The sequence below is a fragment of the Amycolatopsis sp. NPDC004079 genome (assembly GCF_040610415.1).
GTDB lineage: Bacteria > Actinomycetota > Actinomycetes > Mycobacteriales > Pseudonocardiaceae > Amycolatopsis > Amycolatopsis halotolerans.
This window is the reverse complement of sequence record NZ_JBEXMH010000148.1, coordinates 1-5,604: the sequence shown is the minus strand read 5'-3', so window position 1 is coordinate 5,604 and position 5,604 is coordinate 1. Positions and strand designations below refer to the sequence as shown.

Sequence of the window (5,604 nt, the reverse complement as noted above, 5' to 3'; positions counted from 1 at the left end):
AAGGAAACCCCGACGAGGGGGTTTCATATAAGCTCTACTGGCTTAGTTCACTAGCACACTGTTGAGTTCTCAAGCAACACACCCCGAACCAGCCCCGGAATCAACCAGGCCAAGCTCGATGCGTTATTTCAAGCTTTTGTTTTTCCGGAGTCCAACTCTACACCCTGGGAAGCTCGAGGCTTCGTCGGGGGCTGGTTCAGCTCCGGAGGTTTGGGACCACCCACTCTACCACTACTGTGGGAGCTTGGTTCGTGTTCCCGGTGGCCGCCGGGTTTCCCTGGCGACGAAGAGAACATTACACGGCCCGAAACAGCCCTCGAACAGGGGGGTCCCTTTTTTCGCGCCAACCCCCTGACCTGCGTCGATCCGGCGGCCGAGACCCGAGCGCCGTCAGCCCGGCTCGGGCTCGCCGTGCGTCGCGATCACCGTGACCCCGACGAGGATCGCCGCGAGGACCGCCGTCACGTGGATCGGCGCCGGGCCGAACGACGCAGCGAGCACGAGCACCGCGGCCGCCGGGAAGCCGATCGCGATCGGACGGCATTCGTTGGTCGGGCCGATGTGCAGCAGCCAGACGCTGAGCAAGAAGATCGCGACCGGGATCGTCACGGCCAGCGCGGTCACGATGCCGCTGACGTGCACCTGCCCGCTGTCGAAACCGACCGCCAGTTCCAGCCCGGCGCCGACCGCCGCGGCCGAACCGAAAATCAGGTAGTGCCCGTATCCCCAGCTCAACGCGGTCCACCGGGAGTTGCCGCGTTCGAGACGGGCGTGCCCCGGCTGGTCGAAATACAGCCACCACATCGAGAACACCAGGACCAGGCCCGCGACGGCCAGCGACACCAGCTCCCCGGTGTGCTCCCCCTCCGCGATCCCCTCTTTCACCGCGTTGGTGGCGCTGAGCACGGTTTCGCCGAGCACGATCAGCGTGAAAAGCCCGTACCGCTCGGCGATGTGATGCGAGTGCCACGGCGTCGTGGTCCGGGCTTCCGCCACTGCCGGCACCGCGAGTTCCAGGACCAGGACGACGAAGAAGCCGACGAACCCCGCGGTGCCGGGAATCGCGAGCCGGACGATCCACAGGATCTGGCAGAGCGTGATGCCGATCGCGTAGAAGTACGCGGTCGAGCGGATCTCCGGTGCTTGCCGTGCCGCGCGAAGCCACTGTGTGACCGCGGCCAGGCGCATCAGGACGTACCCGATGACCACGATCGTGAAATCGCCCTCGAAGGCTTTGTCCACGCCGGCCGCGACGGTCAGGCCGCCCGCGATCTGGACGAGAGTGGCGAGCCGGTAGGGCACGTCGTCGGTGTCGAACGCCGACGCGAACCAGCTGAAGTTCAGCCAGCCCCACCAGATCGCGAAGAACACCATCCCGAAGCTGAGCACCCCGTGCCCGACGTGGCCTTCGGAAAGGGCGTGGTGCAGTTGCGCGGCGGCCTGGCCGACGGCGACCACGAAACACAGGTCGAACAGCAATTCCAGCGGCGTCGACGCGCGGTGCCCTTCGGTGGTGTCGCGCGCCCGCATCGGTCGGTACCACACCCGGATCCGGTTGCCCGGCGATGCCTCGTGGGCCATGAGCGCTCCCCTCTTCGCAGAACGCGGCCATCCCAACATGATCGACGGCCCCGCGCGAGCGCGACATCCCTGAGCGGCCGGAACCGGGCGAAACCGGGCGGCTCAGCGCAGCCGGACCGCCAGCTCGAAGACGGGATCGTCGAGTTCGGCCGTCCCGGGATCGCACAGGAAGATCTGGCGCGGCTTCCAATCGGCCTCGACGTGATGGTCGGTCAGCCAGCGGTGCAGCGACTCGGCGCCGAGCGCGGTCATCATGTTCGCCTTCGGCACGGTGACGTAAGCCTCGCGGCCCGCGTCGTCGGCGCTGAGCGTCATCTCCGGAAAGGCGACTTCCCCGCGGCCGGGATCGATCGGGCAGCAGAACTCGACCAGACCGTCGCTGTCATTGCTGATTTCTCCGTGATAGCGCAGGAAAGGCCGTCCGGGGCCGCCTTCCGGGCGCGGGACCGCCGGGCCGCCGAAGAAGGCGAAGAGCGGGGCGGCGAACTCGCCGATCCGGTCGGCGGTCAGGTGCTCGGAGGCGATGAGCAGCGTGCGGGCGGGCACTTCGCGAACGGACACGTCGTACATCGGGGTTTCCTTCCCTGTCAGCTGGTCGAGGAAGAACCCGGCGAGTTCCCGCTTCGCGTGCCACGCCCGCTCCTGCTCCTCCCAATACGCGCGGACCTCGGCCGCCGCGGCTTCCGGCGGCAGGTCGAGGACGGCCCGGATCCGTGGCAGCGGCATCTCGAGCCCGCGCAGCTGGACGACGTGCCGAGCCCGGTCGAGCTGATCAGGCGAGTACCAGCGGTAGCCGGTGTCCGGGTCGACGCGGGCGGGCGGCAGCAGGTTCATCTCGTCGTGGAGCCGCAGCGCTTTGGGCGAAAGGCGGGCCAGGCGCGCGAACGCGCCGATGGCGAGCAGGTCCGTCATGGGTCTCCCTCGTTCGGAACGCCCTGAGCGTGGGGCCGTCCCCGAGGGGAAGGTCAAGAGGCGGGAAACATCCTGGGCCGCGCGGCTTCCGAGAGCAAGGTCGAGCGGCACGGTCAGCGTTTTCGGCACGCCCGAGCCGCGAGGTCCAGGAGAGCGAGGTCGAGCGGCACGGACAACGTTCGACGCGCCGAGAGCCGCACGGCCGAGCCCGAAGACAGCCTCGACCGGCACGGACAGCGTTCGACCGCCCGAGCCGCGCCGTCGGAACCCAAGACAGCGTCGAGCGGCACGAACATGCCCGGCCGGAACATCAGCGGCCAGCGCGCGGGGAAGGACGAGCCGGGAGAGAAAGACGGGCGGGCCCGGTTCCCCCTCGCCCGGGCCCGCCCCGTTGCCTTCGCGCGCACTCGGCCGGCCACTCCGGGCAGTGCCCCGGCGATTCGCCGTACGGTCCCCCGCGGACGCCGACGAATTTCGTACCGGAATGCGACTCCGGGTGTCCATTCCCCGGAACTTCGGACTCCCGGGCCTCTCGGCCGATCGACCCATCCCCGGTCGATCGAACGAATTGCCACTGTAGGTAGCCAAAGTGTCGTTCTGAAGGCTCCATAAGGTCTACTCGGTTGCTCTGAGTAGCACTAGGGCCGAAGGTCACCTGTCACCCGGATGGAGTATCACCTGGTGGCGGTAAGTAGCTCACCGAAGAGGCAAGATAAGAGTTGCCAGATTACGTACGGTGAATATTCGCTGCGGACTGCGCTGCTTGACGGTCCTCCGTCAGGATGGCACGCCTCCGGCGGGCGCGAAGTTCCAGGGTCGCGAACGCCAGCGCGACCAGCGTGAGACCGGCCGCGCAGCACATCGCCGCGGTGAGCGCGGTCTGGTGCCCGGCCGCCGGGACCACCGACTCGAACACCGACGCCAGCACGGCCGTGCCGATCGCGGTGCCGATCCGCTGGCCGGTCTGCAGCGCTCCCCCGGCGACGCCGGCCAGCCGGTTCGGCACGCATTCGAGGGTGAGCGTCGTGTTCGGCGAGATCACCATCCCGCCGCCGATCCCGCCGATCAGCAGCGGACCGGCCACCGCGAACCCGGCGGCCGACGGCGGCACCCATTGCACGACCAGTGCCACCGACAGCAGTGAAAAGGCGACGATGGCCAGTCCGGTGACGGTCAGCCTCCGGCCGAAGCGGGTCACGAGCCGCCCGGCGACGGCCGCCGTCACGGCGGAACTCAGCGCGAACGGCGTGACCGCCAGCCCCGACTGCAGCGGCGTGTACCCGAGCCCCTGCTGGAAGAAGAGTGCGAACACCAGCCAGATCCCGGCGAATCCGCAGAAGTACAGCGCCCCGACCGCTGCGCCGCTGGCGTAGCCCGGGGTGCCGGTGAAGAGCCGGATGTCCAGCAGCGGCGGCCGGTTCCTTCGCGTGACTCGCCGTTCCCACCACACGAACGCCACGCCGAAAACGATCGCCACCCCGAACAGCCACCACAACCGGCCGAGCCCGCCCCGTTCGGATTGCACGAGCGGCAGCAGCACGCCGAGCACCGCGACGGCCAGCAGCACGATCCCGACGAAGTCGATTTCCGTGCGCAGCCGGAACTTCCGCCGGTCCGCCTGCGGCAGCAGCTTCATCGCGAGCCCGAACGCGACGACGCCGATCGGCACGTTCACGTAGAACACCCACCGCCAGCCGTCCGGATCGCCGAACAGCGCGAGGATCACGCCGCCGAGCACCGGCCCGACCGCGGTGGAGATGCCGACGACCGCGCCGAACATGCCGAACGCCCGGCCGCGCTCGGCGCCGCGGAACAGATCCTGGATCAGGCCGCTGTTCTGCGGCGTCAGCATGCCCGCGGCGCAGCCCTGGGCGAGCCGGGCGGCGACGAGCGTCGCCGGATCGGAGGCCGCTCCGGCGAGCGCGCTCGTCGCGACGAACGCGGCCAGCGCGATCAGGAACATCCGGCGGCGGCCCAGCGCGTCGCCCAACCGGCCGCCGGTGACCAGGACCAGGCCGAAAGTGAGCGCGTAGCCCGAGACCACCCACTGGATGGTGCCCGCGCCGGTGTTCAGGTCGCGCTGGATCGAGGGCAGAGCCGTGTTGACGATGCTGACGTCCAGCAACGTCATGAACCCGGCGGCGAGGGTGACCGCGAGCGCCCGCCAGCGGCGGGGATCCGGCTCGGCCTCGGCCATCAGGTGTTGGCGGTGATCCCAGGGATGCCCTTGAGCTCACCGATGAGCATCGAACTGACCTTCACCGGGTAATCGTAAAGCGCGAAGACCGTCTGGTTCTTGCCGACGAGCTTGAGGTGCACCGGCGTATCCCCCTTGTGCGCCAGCAGCGTCGACTTCAGTTCGCTGACCACCGCCTGGTCGACCTTCTCCGCGGCGGCCAGCAGCACCAGCGGCGGCTCTTCGCCGCCGTTGCCGATCTCGGAGAGGTCCAGCGGCACGAGCCCGCCGCCGAACACCGACATCTTGTCCTCGCGCCAGTTGACCCGGCCCTTCACCAGCACCGCGTTGTCCTCGACCAGGTCCGCGGCGAACATCGAGTACGCCTTGGCGAAGAACAGCACCTCGAGCGCGGCGTCCATGTCCTCGACGGTGCAGATCGCCCAGGGCTCGCCCTTCTTGTTGACCCGGCGTTCGAGCGAAGTGAGCAGGCCGGAGATGACGACCTCGCCCTCCTTCGGCGGGTCGGCGAGCAGCGCGGCGATCGGCTTGGGCGCGTGTTTGCGCAGGATGCGTTCGGCCCCGTCGAGCGGGTGCGCCGACACGTACAGGCCCAGCATTTCGCGTTCGTAGGCGAGGAGCTGCTTGCGCGGGTACTCCTCCTCGCCGAACTTGAGGTGCGCGAGCGGCGAGGACGACGGAGCCGCCTCGGCCGCGTCGCCGTCGTCGGCTCCGAACGAGCCGAACAGGTCGAACTGGCCCATCGCTTCCTGGCGCTTGAGCGGGACGACGGCTTCCACCGCGTCCTCGTGCACCTGGATCATCGACAGCCGCGTGTGACCCATCGAATCGAACGCGCCCGCCTTGATCAGCGACTCGATCACCCGCTTGTTGCAGGCCACCAGCTCCGACTTGTCCAGGAACTCGGTGAACGA

General features: G+C 68.7%; 4 protein-coding genes. All 4 read right to left on the bottom strand.

Annotated features, from left to right (window positions below; genetic code table 11):
- Positions 1-390: 390 nt before the first annotated feature.
- Positions 391-1,581, bottom strand: coding sequence for a low temperature requirement protein A (locus ABZX37_RS49175; RefSeq protein ID WP_354751243.1), 1,191 nt, complete (start codon positions 1,579-1,581; stop codon positions 391-393).
- Positions 1,582-1,683: 102 nt separating this feature from the next.
- Complete coding sequence (locus ABZX37_RS49170) at positions 1,684-2,493, bottom strand: helix-turn-helix domain-containing protein (protein WP_354751242.1); 810 nt, start codon at positions 2,491-2,493, stop codon at positions 1,684-1,686.
- 727 nt (positions 2,494-3,220) lie between these two features.
- Positions 3,221-4,690 carry an MFS transporter gene (locus tag ABZX37_RS49165; protein ID WP_354751241.1) on the bottom strand — a complete coding sequence of 490 codons (1,470 nt, stop codon included), beginning with the start codon at positions 4,688-4,690 and terminating at the stop codon, positions 3,221-3,223.
- On the bottom strand, positions 4,690-5,604 hold a 915-nt coding region (locus tag ABZX37_RS49160; RefSeq protein WP_354751240.1), incomplete at its 5' end, for an OB-fold nucleic acid binding domain-containing protein. The genes ABZX37_RS49165 and ABZX37_RS49160, both read right to left, overlap by 1 nt.